The organism is Thermodesulfobacterium sp., from assembly GCF_030445475.1.
GTDB classification, from domain to species: domain Bacteria; phylum Desulfobacterota; class Thermodesulfobacteria; order Thermodesulfobacteriales; family Thermodesulfobacteriaceae; genus Thermodesulfobacterium; species Thermodesulfobacterium commune.
In genome coordinates, this window is sequence record NZ_JASUTP010000022.1 from 1 (window position 1) to 22,147 (window position 22,147).

The 22,147-nt window shown below is 36.6% G+C and carries 19 protein-coding genes; 7 read left to right on the forward strand and 12 right to left on the reverse strand.

Annotation, left to right across the window (positions count from 1 at the left end; genetic code table 11):
* From PWP26_RS06510 to PWP26_RS06540, 7 genes are all read right to left on the reverse strand, one after another.
* Positions 1-717 (reverse strand): glycosyltransferase (locus PWP26_RS06510; RefSeq protein WP_301399275.1); only part of this gene is annotated, 717 nt, incomplete at its 3' end.
* On the reverse strand, positions 714-1,718 hold the full coding sequence (locus PWP26_RS06515; protein WP_301399277.1) for a bifunctional 2-polyprenyl-6-hydroxyphenol methylase/3-demethylubiquinol 3-O-methyltransferase UbiG: 1,005 nt from the start codon (positions 1,716-1,718) through the stop codon (positions 714-716). The genes PWP26_RS06510 and PWP26_RS06515, both read right to left, overlap by 4 nt.
* On the reverse strand, positions 1,708-3,048 hold the full coding sequence (locus PWP26_RS06520) for a lipid II flippase MurJ (protein WP_287568355.1): 1,341 nt from the start codon (positions 3,046-3,048) through the stop codon (positions 1,708-1,710). The genes PWP26_RS06515 and PWP26_RS06520 overlap by 11 nt, the downstream gene beginning before the upstream one ends.
* Positions 3,049-3,187: 139 nt before the next feature.
* Positions 3,188-4,396, reverse strand: coding sequence for a tyrosine--tRNA ligase (gene tyrS / locus PWP26_RS06525; protein ID WP_287568357.1), 1,209 nt, complete (start codon positions 4,394-4,396; stop codon positions 3,188-3,190).
* Positions 4,397-4,440: 44 nt separating this feature from the next.
* Positions 4,441-5,946, reverse strand: coding sequence for a uroporphyrinogen-III C-methyltransferase (cobA, locus tag PWP26_RS06530; protein ID WP_038060367.1), 1,506 nt, complete (start codon positions 5,944-5,946; stop codon positions 4,441-4,443).
* A 15-nt stretch (positions 5,947-5,961) separates the two neighbouring features.
* Positions 5,962-6,876: a hydroxymethylbilane synthase gene (gene hemC / locus PWP26_RS06535; protein WP_038060365.1), complete on the reverse strand. Its 915-nt coding sequence runs from the start codon at positions 6,874-6,876 to the stop codon at positions 5,962-5,964.
* A gap of 20 nt (positions 6,877-6,896) precedes the next feature.
* Positions 6,897-7,112 carry a zinc ribbon domain-containing protein gene (locus PWP26_RS06540; protein ID WP_038060363.1) on the reverse strand — a complete coding sequence of 72 codons (216 nt, stop codon included), beginning with the start codon at positions 7,110-7,112 and terminating at the stop codon, positions 6,897-6,899.
* A gap of 165 nt (positions 7,113-7,277) precedes the next feature.
* Between PWP26_RS06540 and PWP26_RS06545 the strand changes: the two genes are divergently transcribed.
* Genes PWP26_RS06545 through PWP26_RS06565 form a run of 5 tightly spaced genes read left to right on the forward strand, consistent with a single transcriptional unit; the run spans position 7,278 to position 16,553 of the window.
* Complete coding sequence (locus PWP26_RS06545) at positions 7,278-10,364, forward strand: AIR synthase-related protein (protein WP_235181315.1); 3,087 nt, start codon at positions 7,278-7,280, stop codon at positions 10,362-10,364.
* 15 nt (positions 10,365-10,379) lie between these two features.
* Positions 10,380-11,705, forward strand: a complete 1,326-nt coding sequence (gene hisD, locus PWP26_RS06550; RefSeq protein ID WP_038060360.1) for a histidinol dehydrogenase — start codon at positions 10,380-10,382, stop codon at positions 11,703-11,705.
* Positions 11,702-13,048 carry an ATP-dependent 6-phosphofructokinase gene (locus tag PWP26_RS06555; RefSeq protein ID WP_301399278.1) on the forward strand — a complete coding sequence of 449 codons (1,347 nt, stop codon included), beginning with the start codon at positions 11,702-11,704 and terminating at the stop codon, positions 13,046-13,048. Before hisD ends, PWP26_RS06555 begins: the two co-directional genes overlap by 4 nt.
* Positions 13,048-14,895: an ATP-dependent zinc metalloprotease FtsH gene (gene ftsH, locus PWP26_RS06560; RefSeq protein WP_038060357.1), complete on the forward strand. Its 1,848-nt coding sequence runs from the start codon at positions 13,048-13,050 to the stop codon at positions 14,893-14,895. Before PWP26_RS06555 ends, ftsH begins: the two co-directional genes overlap by 1 nt.
* On the forward strand, positions 14,892-16,553 hold the full coding sequence (locus PWP26_RS06565; protein ID WP_038060355.1) for a hypothetical protein: 1,662 nt from the start codon (positions 14,892-14,894) through the stop codon (positions 16,551-16,553). The genes ftsH and PWP26_RS06565 overlap by 4 nt, the downstream gene beginning before the upstream one ends.
* Positions 16,554-16,557: 4 nt before the next feature.
* Here PWP26_RS06565 and queF read toward each other — a convergent pair whose 3' ends face one another.
* On the reverse strand, positions 16,558-16,929 hold the full coding sequence (gene queF / locus PWP26_RS06570; protein ID WP_038060353.1) for a preQ(1) synthase: 372 nt from the start codon (positions 16,927-16,929) through the stop codon (positions 16,558-16,560).
* Between the two features lie 391 nt (positions 16,930-17,320).
* Between queF and ligA the strand changes: the two genes are divergently transcribed.
* Positions 17,321-19,387 carry an NAD-dependent DNA ligase LigA gene (gene ligA / locus PWP26_RS06575; protein ID WP_081856466.1) on the forward strand — a complete coding sequence of 689 codons (2,067 nt, stop codon included), beginning with the start codon at positions 17,321-17,323 and terminating at the stop codon, positions 19,385-19,387.
* Here the strand turns inward: ligA and trpS are convergent.
* Entirely contained in the window at positions 19,361-20,356 is a 996-nt protein-coding gene (gene trpS / locus PWP26_RS06580; protein ID WP_081856531.1) for a tryptophan--tRNA ligase, read from the reverse strand. The genes ligA and trpS overlap by 27 nt on opposite strands.
* Before the next feature lie 149 nt (positions 20,357-20,505).
* Between trpS and PWP26_RS06585 the strand changes: the two genes are divergently transcribed.
* Positions 20,506-20,790 (forward strand): hypothetical protein, encoded by a 285-nt coding sequence (locus PWP26_RS06585; RefSeq protein ID WP_038060352.1) that lies wholly within the window; start codon positions 20,506-20,508, stop codon positions 20,788-20,790.
* Between the two features lie 32 nt (positions 20,791-20,822).
* Here PWP26_RS06585 and PWP26_RS06590 read toward each other — a convergent pair whose 3' ends face one another.
* The 3 genes from PWP26_RS06590 to PWP26_RS06600 are packed head-to-tail and all read right to left on the reverse strand — an operon-like array spanning position 20,823 to position 22,081.
* Entirely contained in the window at positions 20,823-21,191 is a 369-nt protein-coding gene (locus tag PWP26_RS06590) for a cytochrome c3 family protein (protein WP_038060351.1), read from the reverse strand.
* A 24-nt stretch (positions 21,192-21,215) separates the two neighbouring features.
* Entirely contained in the window at positions 21,216-21,857 is a 642-nt protein-coding gene (locus tag PWP26_RS06595; protein ID WP_038060350.1) for a cytochrome b/b6 domain-containing protein, read from the reverse strand.
* Complete coding sequence (locus PWP26_RS06600; protein WP_301399280.1) at positions 21,857-22,081, reverse strand: hypothetical protein; 225 nt, start codon at positions 22,079-22,081, stop codon at positions 21,857-21,859. Before PWP26_RS06600 ends, PWP26_RS06595 begins: the two co-directional genes overlap by 1 nt.
* Between the last annotated feature and the right edge of the window lie 66 nt (positions 22,082-22,147).

Below are 22,147 nucleotides of genomic sequence, written 5' to 3' on the forward strand. Positions count from 1 at the left end.
TATCACGAGCTTTAGGTCTTTGTGCTTTTCTTTTAGCTCTCTAAAAATTCTCAAAAGATACCACTGACCTTTTGGCTTGGTTAGTCTTCCTGCTGTGATGATTGTATCTTGTTTTAACACTTCTTCAAAGTTTCCTAAATCTTCCATAGCAAGCCTTTTTATATCTTCTATGGGATATGGATTGTAAATAACTTTTATTTTCCTTTGATCCATTCCAAAATTTTCTATTAAATCACTCGCAACATCTTTAGAGACGGCAATCAGGAAATCTGCCTTGTTATAGAGAATTCTAAGAACGGCTTTATACGCGAGATTTAAGAATTTTCTTGTTAGTCCCTTTCCCAAAAATGGGTCTTCAAGAAAGGTATTTGTATAGTTAGAATGAAAAGATAATATTATCTTTTCTTTTTCAACCTTAGTTATGGTGTTATAAAAGTTCATTGGTTCCAGAAAACTTATGGAAGCAAAGGGCTTTATTCTCTTCTTCACGCCTTTTAACCTAAAAAACCTTATTGGAAGATTAATTATTTTCCTTATTAAGTTTTGTGAAGAAGGAGAGTTCAATACAAAAATTTCTCCATTTACTTCTTGTTTAACGACTTTTTCAAAAATTACTATATAGTTTTCATAATCTTTAATACCATGAGAAAGGTTAGCTACAACCCGTTCTGCTCCCCCAGAGCCTAAATGTGAAACAAGAAATACCAACCTTTTCATATCCTTGCCTGAAAATAAAGGTGAACCCCATTCCCTTTGAGCTTCCCCAGGTATAGGAGAACAAAAGGTGATAGAGCCAAATTTCTTCCAAGCTTTAAAGCCTTAAGCATAATGGCAGTTTTCTTTCTTTCAGAGATCTTGTCCAAATCCTCTACCGCGTAAGCTCTTGCCTTTCTTTCGCTACCAACTACCATTGCCTTAAGCTTATTCTTTAATTCGTCTAAGTTACCAAATAACTTTTTTTCTACGTAAGGAAACAGCTCCTTAAAGGGGAAGTCTGATTTTATGACCTTCACCTCTGAAAAACCCGCAAGTTTTAAAGCACTTTCTAAAGACCCTTTTGAAAAGCGAAGGAAGTGGTGAGGCGGATGGTCTACATAAGAATACCATTTCTGATAAAATGTTCTTTGAAACATGCTCTCCCTGTCTGGAACACTCCCTGCTATATACCCTCCATCTTTTAGAAGGTCTTTTACCATCTTTAAAAATTCTTTAGGTTTATCTTGGTGTTCAAGAACTTCAAAGAAGGTTATAACGTCAAACTTAAGCCCTTCTTTTTTTGCAAATTCATAAAACTCTTCAAGACTCATGGCAAAAACTGTATCTATGCCAAGCTCTCTTTTCACAGTTTCCACAGACTTTGTATCAAAATCTATGCCCCACACTTCAAAACCAGCTTCTTTTGCATGTCTTATAAACCTTCCGTCTCCGCATCCTATATCAAGAAGTTTTCCAGCCCTTAAAGGGAAATACCTAAAAAAGGCTTTGTGATTATCACCTAAACTTAAACTTACCCCCTCATGAAAAGCTATATAGTCTTCAAACACCTCACTCTCATAAAACTCAGGGATAATCTTCAGAGGCTCCCACCAATGCACATCGCAGTTTGGCCACTCGTAGCGCTTGTATTCTTGTTTGGTGTATGGAGATACATAAACTTCTCTGTAGTCATCTACAGAAACCTTCTCCTCGCATATAGGACAAAAAGTTTCAGTCTTCATTAAAATTTCTCCTTTTACCTATATTGTGTCTATAATATAGCACAAAATAGCTTGATAAGCAAAGGAAAAAATAAGCAAAAAAAGTCCCTAAACAAATTCCTTTTATTCCAAACTTATAAACTACTACAAAAAGATAATTTAAAAATCCGTTTACAAGGATCCCAATGATAGCTATAAAAAATACAGGCTTTAGCCAATTTAAAACTTGATAAGCACGGTATAAAATAGGCCAAATAAACATAAAAGCAAGGCTTAAAGCGTAATATCTTGTTGCTTCTGCTGTAAGGGCTACATCTGTCATGCTAAATCTTCCATAGCCAAAGATTAATGAAACCGCTACTTTACCAAAAATAAAAATACCTAACGCAAAGGGAATACCTATCAAAAGAGAATACTTAATATAAAGGTTTATTTTTTCAAAAGATGCCTTTACTTCAGATAGAGCAGTAATTGCCATATGCTCAAGCTTAACTATATTGCGAGGCACTGTTGCAACAAGTAAACCATAAGTTAAGGCAGAAATTCCTTTTTCTCCAAGAAGTGAAGCAAAGGCTCTGTCAACAAGTATGTAGAGATGAAATACACCATATAGGGCAGAAAGATAGAAAAAATGATTCAAAATCAGCTTAACCCTTTCATCAAAGTAAAATTTAAGATGAATAAATTCTTTTGCCCTTAAAAGTAAAAAAAGAGTTGCCAAAACCTGAGAAATTGAAAAAGAAATAGGAATTACTCTAAAATCTCGAAAAAAATAAAGACCTAAGGCTATTAGAATAAAACTTGAAACAGAAAAAATTAGTTCTCCTAAAAAATACTCGGTAAACCTGCGAAGGCTTCTTAAAACTGCTCCAAAATGCTGAAAAATAAAGTTTAAACAGAGATATGGTAAAAGAAAAAAATAAGAAACACCTAAATAGTGTTTAGCTTCCTCGCTAAAGCCTATGGGAATGTGTTTTAAAATTGGATAAAGTAGAATTGAAAAGACTAATATTGAAAAAGCTAAAATTAAGGTAAAAGTAAGTAAAAGGGCTGATAGCTTTTTAAAGGCTTCTTGTCCTTCAAGTCTTGACTCAACCAAGTTTGGAATCCCTATTGAATCAAAGACATCAGCAAAGATAAGAAAAATCCCAAGCAGGGATAAAGCCATAAAGACAGCATCAGTTTGATAGCTAAAGCCAAGAAGAATGGCAATAGCTAAGTGCTTTAGATAACCTGCAAACCTTGCAAATAGGTTTAAGAAAGAAGATCTTATAAGGGCATATCTTATTGCTTCAGGCTTTGTGTTTAAGTCAAAAATCTCTGATAAAATTTGTTTAATTTTAGATTTCAACACAAATTCCCTATAAACTTACTTGCCTATTTTTAGCTACTTCTTATCTTATTTTTCTGCTTTCTCTTAGTCTGATATTTTAAATTTCCTACCCCAATTAAATCACCAATGTCCGCACCCCTTAACCCTTACTTTATCACTAATTCACTACTACCTTTAGAAACTTCTTTTTTCCTACTCTGAATACATATTCTCCTGGTGAGAGCTCTATTTCTTCTTGGGTTAAAACCTCTTTGTTTAAATCTATAGCCTTTTGAGCAATAAGACGTCTTGCTTCAGAATTACTTTTTACTACGCCTTGGTCTTTCAGCAAACCAGGAACCCATATCTTACCTGGAGGTATATTTATGGTAGGTACCTCGGTAGGAAGTTCTTTTCTGCTAAAAACCCTCTCAAACTCTTCTTCTGCTTTAAGAGCTGCCTCCTTTGAGTGAAACTGAGCAACTATGTAGCTTGCCAACCTTTTCTTTGCTTCCTTAGGATGAAGCTCTCCTTTTTCTACCGAAGCTTTCATCTTTTCTATCTCTTTTTCTGAAAACTCAGTAAGAAGAAGATAGTATTTCCACATAAGCTCATCAGGTATAGACATAAGCTTTCCGAACATCTCATTAGGAGGCTCCATAATCCCTACATAGTTACCCAGGCTTTTGCTCATCTTCTGAACTCCGTCAAGCCCCTCTAATATAGGTAGCGTAAGAATAACCTGTGGCTCTTGCCCGTATTCTCTTTGAATGTCCCTTCCGATTAAAAGGTTAAAAAGCTGGTCTGTACCTCCCAATTCTACATCTGCCTCAAGGGCAACAGAATCATAAGCCTGAAAAAGAGGATAAATAAGCTCATGAATGCTGATAGGAAGTCCGCTTTCAAACCGCTTCTTAAAATCTTCCCTTTCAAGGATTCTTGCAACAGTGTATTTGGCACAAAGTCTTATCATGTCTTCAGCATTCATCTTAGACAACCATTGACTGTTAAACACGATCTTCGTTTTTTTTGGGTCTAAAATCTTAAAAACCTGTTCTTTGTAAGTTTTAGCGTTCTCTAAAACCTGTTCTTTAGTAAGAGGAGGACGAGTTTCAGACCTACCTGTTGGGTCCCCTATCATAGCTGTAAAATCACCTATTAAAAAATAGACTTCATGCCCAAGGTCCTGGAATTGTTTCATCTTTCTTAAAAGCACCGTATGCCCAAGGTGAAGGTCAGGAGCTGTAGGGTCAAATCCTGCTTTTATCCTAAGAGGACGTCCCTCTTTATAAGACTTCTCAAGTTTTTTTATTAACTCCTCTTCTTCTATCAAATCAACCGTTCCCCTCTTAATAAGCTCTAATGCCCTTTTTATTTCTTCATTCATAATTCCCTCCTACATTTAACTCTTTTTTAAATTTTTTAACAGTTTTAATCTGAAAAATAAGTTAAAATTGCCTCTACCAGACCTGGTATGGTATATTCTTTAGCCTCTATCTGTGGAGTAACACCATGCTTTATAAGTTCTTGAGAGGTAATCGGACCAATGGAAGCAAAAAGCGTATTTTTTAACTCTACTTCTTCTTCTAACTCGGACAGAAGCCTAAAAAAATTCTTAACCGTAGAAGAACTGGTAAAAGTTATGATATCTATACCTTGTTTTAACTCTTCTTTAAACGCAATTTTTGTCTCTTCTGGAAGGACGGTTTGATAGATCGGAACTACCTCTACAATGGCTCCAAGTTCTTCTAAACCCCTAGGTAACACATCTCTAGCTTCTTTAGCTCGAGCAATAAGCACCTTCTTTCCTTCGATAGGTATCTTCGAAAAAGCCTCTAAAAGCCCTTCTTGGGTAAAGTTTTTTTCAGGAATAAGGTCAGCCTTAATCCCCCAACCTTCTAAAGCTTCAGCCGTTGCCTTTCCTATTACAGCTATCTTTAAATCCTTTAAAACCCTCAAATCCCTTTCGGTTTCTAACAGAGTTTTTATAAAAAATCTAACCCCATTTTCTGAGGTGAAAACCAGCCAATCATAAAGGTTTAATCTTTCCAAAAACGCTGTATTACAAATTGGCACAACTTTTATCAAAGGTAACTCTACTACGTCTGCGCCAAGTTCTTCAAGCAAAAAAGAAAGTCTGCTTGCTTGTTCTCTGGTACGTGTAATAGCTATCCTTTTACCAAACAGAGGTTTCCTTTCAAACCAGTTAAAATCAGGTCTTAGTTTTACCACCTCTCCTACCACGATGATAGCCGGAGGCTTTATCCCTGCTTTTTCTACCTCGGCTACGATGTTTTCTAGACATCCAGTAACTACTTTTTGCTTTGGAAGAGTTCCCCATTGTATTAAAGCTACCGGAGTTTTAGGGTCTTTGCCTTCTTTTATCAAATTTTCGACGATATATTTAAGATTTTTAACCCCCATCAAAAAAACTAAAGTTCCAAGTTTAGCTAAAGCTTTAAAATCGATTTTACTTTCAGGTTTTCCTTCTGCCTCATGTCCGGTGATGATGGCTAAGGTAGAGGTATAGTCACGATGGGTAACAGGAATCCCAGCATAAGCCGGAACTGCAATCGCAGAGGTAACGCCAGGAACTACCTCAAAAGGAATCCCCTCCTTAACAAGCTCCTCTAGCTCTTCACCACCTCTACCAAAAAGAAAAGGATCTCCACCTTTAAGCCTTACGACCTTTTTCCCTTCCTTAGCTTTTTTTACCAAAAGTTTATTGATTTCTTCCTGTGGTAATGTGTGTTCTCCACCTTTTTTACCTACATAGATCTTTTCAGCTCCTTCTTTACAAAAAGAAAGAAGTTTGGGGTTAGCTAAATAGTCATATATTACTACCTCTGCTTGTTCTAAAATTCTTTTTCCTTTAAGAGTAAGAAGTTGGGGATCTCCTGGACCAGCACCTACCAAATATACCTTTCCTTGAGCCATGTTTTATCTCCTCGATTAGCTACTTTGATATATTTCAGATAAAATCTTTTCTCCTCCCAAGGAAAGAAGACGTTTTGCAAGCCTTTCCCCTAAAATTTCTGGATTTTCGACCTCACCCTTTTCAACCTGTTTATAGAATCTTTCTCCTTCTAAATCACTTATAAAACCCACCATAAAAATTTCGTTTCCTTTTAACCACGCATAGGCTCCAAGAGGAACTTGACAGCCACCTTCCAAAGTCCTTAAAAAGGCCCGCTCAGCCCTTATACATATCTCTGTAGGCTCATGGTGGAGACAGGAAAGTAAATTTTTTATCTTTAAGTCATCCTTTCTAATCTCTACAGCTAAAGCTCCTTGACCTACAGCTGGAACCATTTCTTCTATAGAAAATCTTCTATATTCTATGCAAAGGTTTAACCTTTTTAAACCAGCCTCAGCAAGTACAATCCCTGCAAACTGGCCTTCTTTCCATTTTCTTAAACGGGTATCCACATTTCCTCTTAGAGGTAAAATTTCTAAATCTTTTCTAATTTTTTTCAGTTGCGACATCCTTCTTAGACTACTTGTTCCTACCCTTGATTTAGAAGGTAGGTCTAAAAAATCCCGATCTGAAATCCAAACATCAAAAGGAGACTCCCTTTCAGGAATACAACCTATTTCTAAACCATCAGCCAGCACCGAAGGAACATCTTTAAGGCTATGAACTGCTAAATCTATCTCCTTTCTTAAAAGAGCCTCTTCTATCTCCTTAACAAAAAGGCCCTTTCCTCCTATTTTACTCAAAGGGGAGTCTACAATTTTATCTCCTGTGGTTTTGATGATTACCTTTTCAAAGTGTATATGTGGAAAAAACAATTTAAGACGACCTATTACCCAATCGGTTTGAGCTAAAGCTAACTTGCTTCCTCTGGTGCCAACCCTTATTTCCACAAACCCTCCGATAGACGAATTTATCCACAGCTACTACAAGTTCCACCTTTACAGGTGGCGCAAGCAGAACCCGATGAACTTACAAACTTGGAACCTGATTTAAAAGCTACTTGAGACATAAGTTTAGTAACTTTTGGGCTTTTACATTTTTTACACCTTACTTCTTCTGTAGGTTTTAAAACGAGCTCTTCAAAAACCTCTCCACATTCTTCGCATTTAAACTCATAGATAGGCATGGAGCTTAACTCCCTCCTTTTAAAAAATTTTAACTAAAACGATTTTAAAATAAACCCTTCTACCGTTAAGTCAAGACTTAAAAAACGTTGGAAAAACTTTAAGGATATATAATCAAAATATTCCCTAAACCTCTTACTTGCAGGGATTGAAAAAAATAGCAAAAAATGATATATTCAAAATCTATGAAAGCCATAAGAATAGAAGTAGCGGTTAAACCTGAAATTAAAGACGTTTTTGGTCTAAAAGTCCAAAAAAAGATAACTACAGATCTTAATCTTGAGGTTGAAGCTGTTAAATTTATCAAAGTATATTTAGTAGAAGGGAATTTTTCCCTTGATGTTTTAGAAAAATTTGCCCAGTCTGCCCTTTGCGATCCGGTAATTCAAATTTACACTCTTAACCATCCAATAGGGTTAAAGCTCCAGTATGATTTTGATTGGGCTTTAGAAATCGGTTACAGACCAGGAGTTACAGATAACGAAGGGAAAACAGCAGAAGAAGCCCTGTCTTACCTTCTTGAAAGACCTTTAGATTCGCAAAAAGAAGGGGTTTATTTCGCTAAACAATTCTTAATTAAAGGGAAACTTTCGAAGGAAGCCATAGAAAAAATTGCTAAAGAACTTTTGGCTAATGAACTTATAGAAAGATGGTTTATTCTTTCTAAAGAAGAATTTTTAGAAAAAAATGGATTTACTTATCCTGTTCCAAGAGTCACAGAGTATTTTCCTCCTTTAGTTGACACTTTTGACTTAAAATCTTTTTCAGATGAAGAATTATTAAATCTTTCCAAGCAAAGACTTTTAGCCTTAAATTTAGAAGAAATGAAAAAGATCCAAAGTTTTTTTTCTGATCCGGAGTTCATCCAAAAAAGAAAGGAAGTTGGGCTGAACGAAGAGATTACTGACGTTGAGTTGGAAAGTCTTGCTCAAACCTGGTCTGAACATTGCAAACATAAAATTTTTAACGCCAAAATTTTTTATAAAGATTGGGATACCGGAGAAGAAAAAGAGATTGATAGCCTATTTAAAACCTATATCAAAGCTTCAACCGAAGAAATTCGGAAAGAAAAAGGAGAAAAAGACTTTTGTTTATCTGTTTTTGTAGATAACGCTGGCGTTATAAAACTTGATGAAAACTGGGCTTTGGCTTTTAAAGTAGAGACCCATAACAGCCCTTCAGCCCTTGACCCTTACGGTGGAGCTTTAACAGGAATAGTAGGAGTAAACAGAGATCCTTTGGGTACAGGAATGGGAGCTAAACTCATCTTTAACACCGATGTCTTTTGTTTTGCTCCACCTAATTGGGACAAGCCTTTACCTCCACGGGTACTCCATCCCAAAAGAATTTTTGAAGGAGTAAGAGAAGGTGTCGAACATGGTGGAAATCAAAGTGGTATCCCTACGATAAACGGTTCTATTGTTTTTGATCCAAGATATATAGGTAAACCTCTGGTTTATTGCGGAACCGGTGGACTTTTACCTTTATATCTAAACGACAAACCTTCTTGGAAAAAAAAGGCTAACCCAAATGATTTAGTAGTGATGATAGGTGGGAAGATAGGTAAAGATGGGATTCACGGTGCTACTTTTTCTTCAGAAGCTTTACATGAAGGTTCTCCAGCCACCGCTGTACAAATAGGTGATCCTATTACCCAAAAAAAATTGGTTGATTTTATCTTAAAGGCACGGGATGAAGGTCTTTACAATTCTATAACTGACAATGGTGCTGGAGGTTTATCCTCATCAGTGGGAGAGATGGCTAAAGAAGCTGGTGGGGCTGAAATAGATTTAGCGAAAGCTCCTTTAAAATATCCTGGTTTAAGACCTTGGGAGATTTTAGTTTCAGAAAGTCAGGAAAGAATGACCTTAGCTGTTCCCCCAGAGAAAATCGAAAGATTTTTAGAATTAGCTGAAAAGATGGGAGTTTTAGCCACAGTTTTAGGAAGGTTTAACGATTCTGGTTACTTTCATGTAAAGTATCAAGAAAAAACAGTAGCCTTGTTACCTTTAGAGTTTTTACATGAGGGGGTGCCGCAACTTAAACTTTTTGCGGAATGGAAGGCTCCTCAATATCCGGAAAAGTTAAATTTTGAACCTCCTAAAGATTATGGAGAAGTTCTTAAAAATCTTTTAAGTTCTTACAACATCTGTTCTAAAGAATACGTAGTCAGGCAGTATGACCATGAGGTACAAGGAGGTAGTGTTATCAAGCCTTTAGTAGGAGTTGAAAATGACGGTCCAAGTGATGCTGCTGTACTTCGTTATGATTTAAACTCTGAACGGGGAATAGTAGTCTCTCATGGAATATGTCCCAAGTTTTCAGATTATGATACTTACTGGATGGTAGCTAATGCCATAGATGAAGCTATAAGAAATGCGGTATGTGTGGGAGCTGACTTAGAACATATGGCAGGTCTTGACAACTTCTGCTGGTGTGACCCTATAGAAGGAGAAAAAAATCCTGACGGAAGGTATAAATTGGCTCAGTTAGTAAGGGCGAATATGGCTCTCTATGATTTTACTAAAGCTTATGGAGTCCCTTGTATTTCAGGTAAAGACTCTATGAAAAACGATTACCTAATGAATGTGGGGTTAAAACCAAATGAACCTAATCCTTATGGTGTAGGAGTAGTTCTTCCAGATGGAACCCTTAAGATTTCCATACCCCCTACTCTGCTCTTTTCTGTAGTAGCTACTATTCCTAACGTTAGATTAGCCCAAACGATGGAAGTGAAAGCTCCGGGAGATTTGGTCTACCTTTTAGGAATAACCAAAGAAGAAGTTGCTGGGTCAGAGTACTTGAGTCTACTCGGACTAAAAGGAGGGGTCGTCCCCAAGCCTAATGCCTACCTTAACAAAAAACTCTACCTAAGACTAAGAGATGCTATTTATTCAGGGTTTGTTTCTTCTGCCCATGATGTTTCAGACGGAGGTTTAGCGGTATGTCTTGCGGAAAAGGCCTTTTCTGGTGGTTTCGGCCTCTTTATAGACTTAACAGCTGTGCCTTATGAAGGAGAAAAAAGAGAGGATTTTATTTTATTTTCTGAAAGTGCGGGGAGGATAGTGGTAACAGTAAAGAAGGAAAAAGCTAAAGATTTTGAAGCTTTGATGAGAGATGTCCCTTGTTCTTTGATAGGCGAAACCATCGAAGAACCTTACTTAGTGATAAAAGGTTTTGAAGAAAAGGTGTTAATAAAAGAGCCCTTAAAAGGACTTAAAGAAGCCTGGCAGAAACCTTTTAAAGATTGGTAAGAAGAGGTAAATAACATGCCTCTAAAAGTTTTTTCTTATCCTTCTAAAAGAGCTGAAACATATCTCAATAAGCTTTTAAACCGGGTAGAAACCTTTCCTGCTAAAAAAGAAAAATATGTAAAGTCTATAGGAGATAAGGTAAAAAAGTTTGGAGATAAAGCCCTTTTAGAATATACTCTACTCTTTGATAAAGTATCTCTAACTACTTCAGACCTTAGGGTAAAAGAAACAGAGATAGAAAAGGCTTACCGGGAAGTATCTGAAGAACTTGTCAGTGCCATCAGGCTTGCGGTAGAAAAGGTTAAACGTTTCCATGGTCAGCATTTACCTACTTCTTGGTTTATTAAGCAGGAAAAAGAGGTACTTCTTGGCCAGTTGGTTACTCCGGTAGAGGCAGCAGGAATTTATATACCTGGAGGTACTTCAGGAGAAACCCCACTAATTTCTACCGTGGTGATGACAGCAGTTCCTGCAAAGCTTGCCGGGGTAAAAAAAGTGGTTATGGTATCTCCTCCTCGAAAGGATGGAAGCTTACATCCAGGGCTTCTTGTTGCAGCTAAAGAAGCGGGAGTAGACGAAATTTATAAAGTAGGTGGCCCTTGGTCTATTTTTGGATTGGCCTATGGAACAGAAACTTTACCCAAGGTTGACGTCATCTGTGGTCCAGGTAATATCTATGTTACTATCGCTAAAAAACTAGTCTCTTCTCAAGTAGGTATCGATATATTAGCAGGCCCAAGTGAAGTTTTAATAATAGCAGACGAAACCGCTAATCCTGAGTTTGTGGTTTGGGATTTACTTGCCCAGGCTGAGCACGACCCTATGAGTCTTGCTGTGCTGGTTACCACCTCTTCTTCTCTGATAAAAGAACTTAAAAAACTTCTTCCTTTGGCTCTAAAGAAAGGATTAAGAAGTGAGATAGCAGAAAAAGCCCTAAAACAAAGAGGTGCAGTTTTTAAAGTAAGAACACTAGAAGAAGCTTTTTATCTTGCTAATATTATCGCTCCTGAACATTTAGAGTTGATGATAGAAAACCCTATGGATCATCTTTTTAAGGTAAAAAATGCCGGGGCGGTGTTTTTAGGTGCCTTTACCCCAGAAGCTATAGGAGATTATATAGCGGGACCTAATCATGTTTTACCGACTATGGGGCTTGCCAGGTTTTCTTCTTCTCTTTCTCCAGAAAAGTTTCTTAAAAAAATAAACTTTATCCAGTATTCAAAAGAGGCATTGGTTGATGAGGCATCTAAGGTCATTCTTCTTGCTGAGACAGAAAACCTTCCCTCTCATGCTGAAGCTATTAGGGTTAGAATAAAAACTCTAAAAGGGGAAGACCTATGAAAAACCCTTTCTGTTATTATGAATTCTTAGAAGAAATCACTGAAGAAGTTTCTACCGAGATAGAAACCTTAGGTCCTTGCAAAATACCCAACCCAATGCCACTTTCTCCCTCTTGTTTTGTAGAGGATAACACTAGAATAACCCTAAGGCTTAACGTAGACTATTTAAAAGCTCAACTAACGCAAGAAAAACCTGTCATTTCTTTAGAGGTAGCTGGACCAAGACCTTATATCTATTTTGATCCGTCTAAATTAAAGGTAGGCATAGTAACCTGTGGAGGGTTATGTCCTGGGATTAACGATGTAATCAGGTCTTTAGTTATGACTTTGTATTATTCTTATGGAGTGGATAGAATCTTAGGCTTTAAGTATGGACTTCAAGGTTTTATCCCAAGGTATGGACATGAAGTAATAGAGCTTTCTCCAGAAAAGGTAAAAGATATCCATTCGATGGGAGGGACCTTTCTTGGCACCTCAAGAGGGCATCAACCTGTAGAAGAGATAGTTGACACCCTTGAAAGGTTAAATATCAACCTTTTATTTATGATAGGAGGAGATGGAACCTTTAGAGCAGCTAACAAGATTAAAGAAGAGATAGATAGAAGAGGAGTAAAAATAGGTATCGTTTGTGTTCCCAAAACGATAGACAACGACATCTGGCTAGTTTCAAAAACCTTTGGGTTTAACACCGCGGTAGAAATGGCTTGTTATGCCATAAGATGCGCCCATACAGAGGCTATCGGAGTGCCTAATGGTATAGGGTTAGTAAAACTTATGGGTAGGCATTCAGGGTTTATCGCTGCTGCAGCCACCTTAGCTACCAGAGAGGTTAACTTTTGTCTTATTCCAGAGATGGATTTTGATTTGGAAGGGCCTCAGGGACTTCTTTGTAAGTTAGAAAAAAGATTGTTAGCAAGAAAACATGCGGTTATAGTGGTAGCTGAAGGTGCTGGGCAAAAATATGTACAAAAAGACCCTCCTGAATATGATGCCTCAGGTAATCTAAAATTAGGAGATATAGGCAAGTTTTTAAAAGAAAAAATTGAGGAATATTTTAAGCAAAAAGGTCTTCCTGTGGTTATACGTTACATAGACCCAAGTTATATCATAAGAAGTGTTCCTGCCAACGCAGAAGACAGAATTTTTTGTGGATTTTTAGCTCAGTATGCAGTTCATGCCGGAATGGCAGGAAAAACCGGTCTTATGATAAGCTATCTCAACGACCAGTTTGTCCATATACCTATAAAAGAGGCGATTAAAAAACGAAAACAGGTAAATCTTTATGGCCGATTCTGGCTTTCGGTTTTAGAATCTACAGGACAGGGTACACTAAAAAATAGCTGATGAAAAGGGCTCAAAAATTAGTTTTAGTTATCTTTTCTTTTTTAATTCTTTTAACTTCTGTGGTAGCGATTGAAAAACTTTATCCAAAATACGAGCTTCTTACTTACAGCGAGTTTAAAACCTTAGTAAGGTTGGGATTGGTTGACAATCTTACCTTAAAAAAACATGAAATTACAGGAATTTTTCGTGAACAAGCTGCAGAGAAACTTTATGAACTAAGAAACAAACCGGTAAAAATTTCTAACTCATTTAAAGTTTATCGAGCAGAAGACCCTGACCTTTTAAAACTTCTTGAAGAAAAGGGAATCAGATATCAGGTTAAACCTGAGAGCAACCATTGGATTGGGTTATTTTCCTGGTTAATACCGTTGATAATACTTATTGGCTTTTGGCTTTTCCTTTTTAAAAAGTTTACGTCGTCAGATGGAGGTATCATAAGTTTTGGTAAAAGTAAAGCTAAAATCTATGTAGAAGACGAAATACAAGTAACCTTTAAGGACGTGGCTGGGGTTGATGAAGCTGTAGAAGAACTAAAAGAAATCATAGAGTTTTTGAAACATCCTGAAAGGTTTACCAAGCTTGGAGCCAAAATTCCGAAAGGAGTATTACTGGTAGGTCCTCCTGGTACAGGTAAAACCCTTCTTGCAAGAGCTGTAGCAGGTGAAGCAGGAGTTCCCTTTATTTCTATTTCAGGGTCTTCTTTTGTAGAAATGTTTGTGGGAGTAGGAGCTGCCAGGGTGAGAGACCTTTTTTCTCAAGCAGAAAAAATGGCTCCTTGTATCATTTTTATAGACGAAATAGATGCAGTTGGAAGGGTTAGAGGGGTCTCTGCTACAGGAGGTACTGAAGAAAGAGAGCACACCCTGACCCAGCTTCTTACCGAAATGGATGGGTTTGACCCAAAAAAAGGAGTCATCATCATCGCAGCTACCAACCGTCCTGAAATCTTAGACCCTGCCCTTCTTCGTCCAGGAAGGTTTGACAGGGTGGTTGTGGTTGATAGACCTGATTTAAAGGGGAGAGAAGAAATCCTTAGGTTGCATTGCCAAAACATACCTCTTGGTCAAGATGTAGACTTAAAGGTTATTGCTGCAAGAACACCTGGTATGGTGGGAGCAGATCTTGCTAATGTTGTAAACGAAGCAGCTTTGCTTGCTGCAAGAAAGGGTAAAAATTATGTTGAGATGGAAGACTTTGAGGAAGCTATCGATAGAGTAATAGCAGGCCTTGCTAAGAAAAACCGTTATATCTCCCACGAAGAAAAAACCAGAATAGCCTATCATGAAGCAGGACATGCGGTGGTAGCCTCGGTGTTAACACCCCAGGAAAAGGTGCACAGGATTTCTATCATCCCAAGAGGTATTTCTGCCTTAGGCTACACCTTGCAACTTCCTACCGAAGAAAGATATTTGATGACCAAAACTGAACTTTTAGCCAAAATCTCTGTACTTTTAGGTGGTAGGGCTGCCGAAGAATTAGTTTTTAAAGAGGTATCTACAGGAGCTCAAAACGATTTAGAAAGAGCTACCGAAATAGCAAGAGCTATGGTCATGGATTACGGAATGAGTGACATCTTAGGACCGCAAACCTTTAGAAAAAGAGAACATCTGTTTTTGGATGTTCCTTTTAAAGAGAGAGAAATGGTTTCTGAACAAATAGCCTCTCTTATAGACCAAGAAATAAGTCAAACCCTAAAAACTTGTTATGAAACCTCTACCAGAATCCTTTCCGAAAGAATAGAAATTTTAGAAACTATTGTTAAGATTTTAATGGAAAAAGAAGTTTTAGAAGGGGAAGAACTGGAAAAATTGCTTTATCAAAATCCAAAAGGAGGAAACAGTCGATGAAGGTCATATTTAAAGTCTTAATATTAGTCTTTTTTATTTTTTCAACCCATCAACTCAGTTTTAGCAGTCTACCCCCTGAGGTTTATGAACAGGTCAAAAAAGACTTCTCTCCTCTTTCTGGATTACTTATCGGTATAGAAGATAGAGAACTTATAATCGATAAAGGTTTGGTGCAAGGAGTTAAAAATAAAGATATTTTTACGGTTTATAAAAGAGGAAAAAAGATCGTTCACCCTGAAACTCAAAAAACCCTTGGATATCTAAAAGAACCGGTAGCTAAAATAGAAGTTGTCAGAACAGACGAAAACTTTGCCATGGCAAAAGTTATCTATCAAAAAGAGCCTTTAACCGTTCCTATGCCGATTACCAGGTATGCAGACCTAAAAATCCTTGTTATCGTTGAACATACCAACCCAAACGAAAACCTCTTTTTAACCTTAAAAAACAACCTTCCAGACTGTACTATTATTTTCGACCCTAACCTTAGATTTAGCCAAATAACCCCTGAGTATTTATTAGCTGAAAAGTTTGACCTTCTCTTTGTAGAAGAAGAAAACACCATAAAGGTATATAACTCAAAGTTAGACCTTATAAGATACTATGGAGGACTTTCTTATTCAAAGGTATCTACCTCAACTTACCTTAGACCTTCTCAAACCAAAGTAGAACCTAAACCCTTAGGTGAAACACAACCCTCCCTTATAGGTAAGACTAAGGGGGAGGTAGTACAAGCTGAGTTTACAGATATAGACAACGACGGAATTCAAGAAATGATTTATTTTAATTCCCAAGGGCTTTTTATCGTCAAACTAAAAGGAGGGCTTTTAGCCTATTACAAACCTTCTTCAGGAAAGATAGTAAATTTTTCAGTAGGACCAAATGGTTGGATCGCTTTAAACGTGTATGACGATAGAGTTGGGATGAAAAGTGAAATTTTACATTACACCAATCAAGGACTTAACCCAGTGATAACCAACATCAACCTGATTTTAAACTTTGTAGATTATACTGCAAGAGGAATTAAAGATACCCTTTTAGGACAAACCTTTGACCCAGAAACCTTTTTCGGAAAAGAAGTATTTATTCTAAAAAGAGAAAACAACCAGCTTATCTATGCCCACAAACTTAACCTTTTTGAAGGATATCAAAACATAGGAACTAGCTTTGTAGATTTTGATCAGGACGGACAACCTGAGATTTTAACCTACTTAGATGACGGAAGATTAGGGGTGTATAAAAACAATCAACTTCAATGGACTTCTCCTTATGCTATAGCCCAACACTTTTATGAAGTAAGACTTATAAAGGGGAAAAAGGGACAAGAAGTAGTTAAAAAAGTGATATTACCCTTTGTTTCACCTCTGGTTCAGTATGCTAACGGCAAAACCTTTGTATTTTTTGCTTCAACAGAGTTTCCTTTAAACACCGTTAAAAAAGAATTAAAATATCTTCCTTTAGATAGCGCTACTTCTCAGATTTTTGTCTTAGGGTTTGAAGGAAACTATTATTATAGAAACCTTACTTCTGCTCAGAGAGGATTTATTACCGGAATTGGATACGATAATAGCCTTCTTTATTTTACAGTAGTAAGAGGAAAATATCCTGTGGATACAGAGACAGAGCTTTATAGCCTTATTTTAGGAAGGTCTTCTTTTTAGGATTTTAAGGCTTTTCTACCGTTATGACGGTATGAACGTTCCCTCTGGGGTGAAAATCTCCTATTACTTTCAATTTTTTAGGTTCTAAAACCTTCCAGAGGGCATCAAAAATCTCGTTAGTAGCGGCTTCATGAGAGATGTAACGATTTCTGAACTTGTTAAGCCATAGTTTTAACGACCTAAGCTCAACAATTTTTTCATTAGGTACATATTCGATCTTGATTACCGCAAAATCTGGATATCCAGACCTGGGACAAAGGCAAGTAAACTCAGGGAAAGTGATGGTTATTGTATAATCCCTATCAGGATAGGGATTAGGCCAAGCTTCAAGTTCTGCTTGTTCTATGGCTAATTCACCATACTTTTTCTCACTCATGGGATTAATTATAACATCTTAATAATTAATGCCAAGAGTGAAAACCTTTATTTTAGAAGAAACCTAAAAACTAAACCTTTTGGAAGTAGTGTTTTATTAATTGTGTCTAAATCTTAGGGGTTAGGGGCTCCCCCTCCTGGTAAAAATGGTAAAGTTAAACTCAAAATTAAGAAAGAGGGAAAGTGGTTAGATTTACAAGGTGGTATATTTGGTATTGTTGGATGTTGGAGGATATTTAATTTTAGGAGGGAGGTTTCTTACCACCACATTGGTAGACACAATTAAATAAACACTATGCTTTTGGAACAACTGTGTCATTTGATAAAAGTTGTCTTTATCGATTTTAAGGTATAAAATTAGCAAAAAACACCTAATTTTTCGGAGGTTTATCATGCCAGAGGAGAAAAAAGAATATCCTCACATCCCTCAGGAAATCATAGAAAGGGTTAAAAAACTTAGGGAAGAGATAGAGTATCATAATTATCGTTATTATGTACTTGATTCCCCTGTTATTTCTGATGCTGAATACGATGCATTAATGAGAGAACTTAAAGAATTAGAAGAAAAGTATCCAGAATTGATTACCCCAGACTCTCCTACCCAAAGAGTAGGATTTAAACCAGCAGAAGGATTTAAAGAAGTTCCTCATGCAGAACCAATGCTATCTCTGGATGATGCTATGGACGAAAACGAAGTATTAGAATTTGATAAAAGAGTTAAAAAATTTTTAGGATTACCTGAAGAAGCTCAAATAGAATATACGGTAGAACCAAAAATAGATGGTCTTGCGGTAGAGTTGGTTTACGAAGATGGAACCTTAAAATTAGGAGCTACCAGGGGTGATGGTTATGTAGGGGAGGATGTTACTGCTAACATCAAAACCATTAAATCTATCCCTCTAAAACTAAAAAAGTTTGATGAAGATGCCCCTGAAATACCACCAAGAATTGATGTAAGAGGAGAAGTTTATCTAAATAAGGAGGAATTTGAAAAAATCAATCAAGAAAGGATAAAAAAGGGAGAACCTCCTTTTGCTAATCCAAGAAATGCTGCTGCTGGCTCTTTACGTCAGCTTGATCCTTCGGTTACAGCCAAAAGAAAATTAGATATATTCTGTTATGGGGTAGGAAAGGTCGAAGGTTATAACTTCAAAACTCAATGGGAGGTGCTTCAAACCTTACCTAAGTGGGGCTTAAAAATAAACCCGCTGGTAAAGTTAGTTAAAAATATCAGAGAAGCCATCGACTATCATCACGAAATGGAAAAGAAAAGACAAGAACTTCCTTATGAAATAGACGGTATTGTAATCAAAGTAAATGATCTATCTCTGTGGGAAAAACTTGGTACCAAAGCAAGGTCTCCAAGATACGCCATCGCCTATAAATTTCAACCTACTCAAGTAACCACCAAACTTTTAAACGTAGTTTTCCAAGTAGGAAGAACCGGTGCTATCACTCCGGTGGCTATCTTACAACCTGTACAAATAGGAGGTGTTATCGTAGAACGAGCTACTCTTCATAATGAAGACTACATCAAAAACTTAGACATAAGGATTGGAGATTGGGTGCTTGTACAAAGGGCAGGAGATGTGATCCCTCAAATCATCATGCCAATAAAAGAAAGAAGAACAGGTGACGAAAAAGAAATTAAATTTCCTACAGAGTGTCCAAGATGTGGCACTAAGCTAGTCAAAAAGCCTGACGAGGCTGTGTGGAGATGTCCTAACCCTAATTGCTACGCCAGTTTGATAAGAAAAATTCTCCATTTTGCCAGTAGACTTGCGATGAATATAGAAGGCTTAGGAGAAAAGGTGGCAAAAGACCTGGTAGACAGAGGTTTAGTAGAAAACGTAGCAGACCTTTATTATCTTCGGTTAGAAGACTTCTTACGACTACCTGGCTTTGCTTATAAAAAAGCTAAAAATCTCTATGAAGCCATCCAAAAAAGTAAAAAAAACACATTAGCTCGTTTTATTTATGCCTTAGGAATAAGGCATGTTGGAGAGGCAATGGCTCAACTTCTAGCCAAAAAGTTTAAAACCTTAGACAATCTTATGAAAGCCTCTATGTCTGACCTAATGTCAGTGGAGGGCGTAGGTTATGAAGTAGCTAAATCTATAGTAGAATTTTTTAAAAATGAGCACAACCAAGAGATTATCAAAAGATTATTAGATGCAGGGATTACTTTCGAAGAGGAAGAAGAAAAACAGGAAGAAGTCACTCCAAAACTTGAAGGGTTAACCTTTGTGTTTACCGGTGCCTTAAAAAGCATGACCAGAGATCAAGCTAAAGCTAAGGTTTTACAGCTAGGAGGTAAAGTTTCAGACCATGTGTCTAAAAACGTTGACTACGTAGTGGTAGGAGAAGCACCAGGGTCTAAATATCAAAAGGCTTTAAAACTTGGACTAAAAATTATTAACGAAGAAGAATTTTTAAAACTTATAGGAGAAACCCAATAACTCATTAACCTCTTCCATGGTTTTTTTAGCTATACTTCTTGCTTTTTCTATTCCTACCTGCAGTAGCTCTTCCCAGTTTGCTTTTTCTATCTCAAAACGTCTTTCCCAGATTTCAGTTAACTCTTCTATAACTTTAGAAGCCAATCTTTGCTTACATTCTACACATCCAAGCTTAGCCTTTTTACAATCTTCTACGACTTCCTGCCTTTCTTCCTCTGAAAAATAAATCTTTATTAGATTATACGCTACACAACGATTTTCAGGATCTCCCGGATCAGATTTTCTGGGTCTATGAATATCAGTCACATAAGACAGAACTTTCTTCTTCACTACTTCAGGTGGGTCATTCAAAAAAATAGCGTTTCCATAACTTTTACTCATCTTTCTTCCGTCTGTTCCTGGTATTTTGGGTACCTCAGACAAAAGGGCTTCAGGTTCAGGAAAAAATTCGGTACCGTACAGATAATTAAATCTTCTGGCAATTTCTCTGGTTAATTCTAAATGAGGTACCTGGTCTAAACCTACAGGAACTTTCTCTGCTTTATAGATTAAGATGTCAGCTGCTTGTAAAACCGGATAGCCTAAAAACCCATAGGTAGTCAAATCTTTATTTTGAAGGTTTTGAACCATATCTTTATAAGTAGGATTTCTTTCAAGCCAAGCTACTGGAGTAATCATAGAAAATATCAAAGAAAGTTCTGCATGTTCTTTAACAGCTGATTGTAAAAAAATCACACTCTTTTCTGGAGAAAGCCCTACTGAGAGCCATTCCAAAAACAATTCTTTTACAAAACCTCTTAATTTTTGAGGAGAATCATACTCTGTAGTTAGGGCATGCCAGTCTGCCACAAAGTAAAAACATTCGTGATTTTCTTGGAAACTCAACCAATTTTTTAAAACACCGTGAAGATGTCCCAAATGAAGTGGACCTGTAGGACGCATTCCACTTAAAATCCTAAATCTTTTCACCGTCCCCACCCTTCCTTCTCATTTTTGATAACTCTTAAAATTACCATAAATTCTAAAAATTTGTAGTAAACCATCTTTTAAAATGTTTAATTTTGGATAAAATATTTTTCATACTCTTTAAGGGAAATAAATAAGGAGGTACAATTAAAATGAATTGCAGTAGATTAAAAACCCTTATCAGAGATTGGTATCAAGAAGTAAGGTCTTTTACCCTTTCTCCTGTCAAAATGATGGATTTAGTAGAAAAACATGTGCAAAACTGTGAAGTTTGTCAACAAGATGAAACTTTACCTTTGGAGTTAGAACAATTAAGAGAAATAATTAGAGTCCCTTATAAACCTCCTAAAGAAACTGACTTTAAATTCTCTGAAGACATAGAATACATCTATGATGAAGATTTAGAAGACTTAGAAGAGGAAGAGATTGAATCTTAGGGGTGACTTATATTTAGCCACCCCTAATCTATTTAAGACCTTTTATGGCAGTCATTACACTTAACTGGCGCTTGTTTACCTTCTTCACCGTTAACCTTCTTATGGCATTCAATACAGGTCTTATGGTAGGCATCCATAGCTTTTAAAGCTTTATCTTTAGCCTGAGCTATATCATGACATTCTACACATTTTTTTACTTCTTTAGTAGGATCGGCTTCTGCATGATGACATACTTTACAATCGATTTTATATACATCTACATGGTTTGCATGATTAAACTTCACAGCTGGAAATTTAGCTCCTTCCAGTTTTAATTGTAATTCCGTTGGAAGTGCAAAAACTAAAGTAACACAGAACAAAATTCCTCCTATGATTAACCCTCCCCAAACTTTCTTTTTCATAGTTTTACCCCCCCTTGTTTTTAATTAGTGCCCGGTATGTTCTTCATGTTCTTCTTCATATCCGGTAAACATAGCTATGATGTGAGCTAAAGGTGTATGTCCTAAAGTACTTAAATAAATATGAACAAAAAGGAAAAATCCGTAAAACACCCAAAGGCCATTGTGAATTAAAGAAACAATCTGAATACCTCCCATCAAACTTTCTAACCAAGCAAACTGAACAGGATCCCAAAGCACAAGACCTGTCAAAATTTGTAAAGGTATACAAAAGATCATGATGATAAAATAAAAAACCTGTTGTAGAGGATTAAATTTGTTATCAGGGGTTGGATGATGAGGGTTTTTCTCTCCTACCATGATACCATAGGCATAATACTTTGCTTGAGCAAAAGCTTTTTTAATAAAATCTACAGGTCTCCAAAAAGGAGGGATATAAATCTTAAAAATTTTTCCGGTAAACAGATAGTAACATAACCAGATAAAATAATTAGCAAGCAAAATAAACCCTAACCAGCTATGTATCTTAACCGCACTTTCAAAAGACATAAGATTTATCTTATCTACCAATCTGATCTGTAATCCGGTAATTATCAATACTATAAAACTGATAGCATTGATCCAGTGCCATATTCTTACAGGTAAAGGATGTAAATATACCTTCTTCATTATTTCCCCTCCCTTCTTTTTCTTCTAATAGGTGTGGTTATAATTCTTAAAGATAGATGCCCTAAACCAAAACCTATACCGCAAACCACAGCCAAAACAAACAATATATCTAAAACACTAATCCTTGACAGACCTAAAACATAAAAATCTCTAACATTTGGTATGGCATATACCGAATTTAAAATCTTTCTATCTACTAAGGTTTTAAATTCGGTATATGCCATACCAAATGTTAGAGATTTTTATGTTTTAGGTCTGTCAAGGATTAGTGTTTTAGATATATTGTTTGT

Excerpts from the sequence above, each read along its gene's own strand:
- PWP26_RS06515 (WP_301399277.1), bottom strand. The coding sequence starts at position 1,718 with ATGAAGACTGAAACTTTTTGTCCTATATGCGAGGAGAAGGTTTCTGTA.
- tyrS (WP_287568357.1), bottom strand. The coding sequence starts at position 4,396 with ATGAATGAAGAAATAAAAAGGGCATTAGAGCTTATTAAGAGGGGAACG.
- cobA (WP_038060367.1), bottom strand. The coding sequence starts at position 5,946 with ATGGCTCAAGGAAAGGTATATTTGGTAGGTGCTGGTCCAGGAGATCCC.
- PWP26_RS06540 (WP_038060363.1), bottom strand. The coding sequence starts at position 7,112 with ATGCCTATCTATGAGTTTAAATGCGAAGAATGTGGAGAGGTTTTTGAA.
- PWP26_RS06545 (WP_235181315.1), top strand. The coding sequence starts at position 7,278 with ATGATATATTCAAAATCTATGAAAGCCATAAGAATAGAAGTAGCGGTT.
- hisD (WP_038060360.1), top strand. The coding sequence starts at position 10,380 with ATGCCTCTAAAAGTTTTTTCTTATCCTTCTAAAAGAGCTGAAACATAT.
- PWP26_RS06555 (WP_301399278.1), top strand. The coding sequence starts at position 11,702 with ATGAAAAACCCTTTCTGTTATTATGAATTCTTAGAAGAAATCACTGAA.
- ftsH (WP_038060357.1), top strand. The coding sequence starts at position 13,048 with ATGAAAAGGGCTCAAAAATTAGTTTTAGTTATCTTTTCTTTTTTAATT.
- PWP26_RS06565 (WP_038060355.1), top strand. The coding sequence starts at position 14,892 with ATGAAGGTCATATTTAAAGTCTTAATATTAGTCTTTTTTATTTTTTCA.
- queF (WP_038060353.1), bottom strand. The coding sequence starts at position 16,929 with ATGAGTGAGAAAAAGTATGGTGAATTAGCCATAGAACAAGCAGAACTT.
- ligA (WP_081856466.1), top strand. The coding sequence starts at position 17,321 with ATGCCAGAGGAGAAAAAAGAATATCCTCACATCCCTCAGGAAATCATA.
- PWP26_RS06585 (WP_038060352.1), top strand. The coding sequence starts at position 20,506 with ATGAATTGCAGTAGATTAAAAACCCTTATCAGAGATTGGTATCAAGAA.
- PWP26_RS06590 (WP_038060351.1), bottom strand. The coding sequence starts at position 21,191 with ATGAAAAAGAAAGTTTGGGGAGGGTTAATCATAGGAGGAATTTTGTTC.
- PWP26_RS06595 (WP_038060350.1), bottom strand. The coding sequence starts at position 21,857 with ATGAAGAAGGTATATTTACATCCTTTACCTGTAAGAATATGGCACTGG.
- PWP26_RS06600 (WP_301399280.1), bottom strand. The coding sequence starts at position 22,081 with ATGGCATATACCGAATTTAAAACCTTAGTAGATAGAAAGATTTTAAAT.